Below are 1,104 nucleotides of genomic sequence, written 5' to 3'. Positions count from 1 at the left end.
CTCATATACTACCTCACCAAACTAAAAAGGCCTACTCGCACGAGTAGGCTTTTGAAACTATGAAAGCTTCGTTAATAATTGATTTAAATCTTTTTTCGTTTTCGTCGTTAATGACTTCATTTTATTAACATCTATCTTTTCTTTCTCCGCTCCTACAATTAACGGATACATACTTTGCCCGATAGTTTTAAATTCAGTCGGGTGTGATGCCTCTAAATCTTTCTCAATTACATCCCACTTCTCATTAATTTGTTTTCCAAGTTTATTAACTGCTTCTAATTTAGGGCTTGCAGCTAATTGCTTGTCTAAGCTTTCAATTAATGTAACGACTTCTTTTACATTTGTTTTCACAGCTACGCTTTTCTTCGGATCTTTCGTTGTTTTTCCGTTGTTGTTTGCACTTGTACTTTGATCTGTTGTCTTTCCGTTATTGTTTGTACTTGTGCTTTGATCTGTTGTTTTCCCGCTAGTAGTTTGATCATTCGTTTTTCCTGTCGTTTCTTTTTCTTTTGTTGTTTTGCCGTTACTTTCTGTTCCTGATGATTCCTTTGTATTTTTTGTATCCTTATCTGTTTTTTMATTCGAAGAAGTATTTGTGTCTTTTTCAGTATCTTTCGTTGTTTTTGACGCTTCATCTGCACTTGTCGTTTTTGATTGCTCTTCATTTTGCGCTGTTGCTGGATCCTTCTTCGCTTCATCTTTATCTGTGAAGGTACTACAAGCTGCCATTGAAAGCATTGTACCAATTGCTACTGATGCGATAGCGACCTTTTTCATTTTCATAAAAATCCCCCTATGTTTATATAATTTATCCTCCTCTTTACGATTCTATTTTCTCTTAAAAAATCCCTTTTCACACGAATCACCATCTTTCCGACAGTAATCTTCATAATAATACGTACAAAAAACGATAAATTTATTTTAATATTCGAGTTTCTTCTACCTCATTTTTCTTCTCTGTAGCAAAAGAAAAAGAGTATGTTGTCACATGAAGATTTACAATCTACAAATGACAACATACTCTCCTATCAATTTTTTATCTTTCTTGACATTTTATTTACACAAAAAAATAAAATAATTCCTATTTTTTTTATTTCTCAACAC

1 protein-coding gene is annotated in these 1,104 nt (G+C 32.8%); it reads right to left on the bottom strand.

Features of this window, described 5'->3' with window-relative positions; translation table 11 throughout:
* Nucleotides 1–57: 57 nt before the first annotated feature.
* Complete coding sequence (locus AC1DTM_RS27820) at nucleotides 58–783, bottom strand: hypothetical protein (RefSeq protein ID WP_477001410.1); 726 nt, start codon at nucleotides 781–783, stop codon at nucleotides 58–60.
* Nucleotides 784–1,104 lie beyond the last annotated feature (321 nt).

The organism is Bacillus sp. P4_D3, from assembly GCF_056401855.1.
This window is presented reverse-complemented; position numbering and strand designations above follow the sequence as displayed.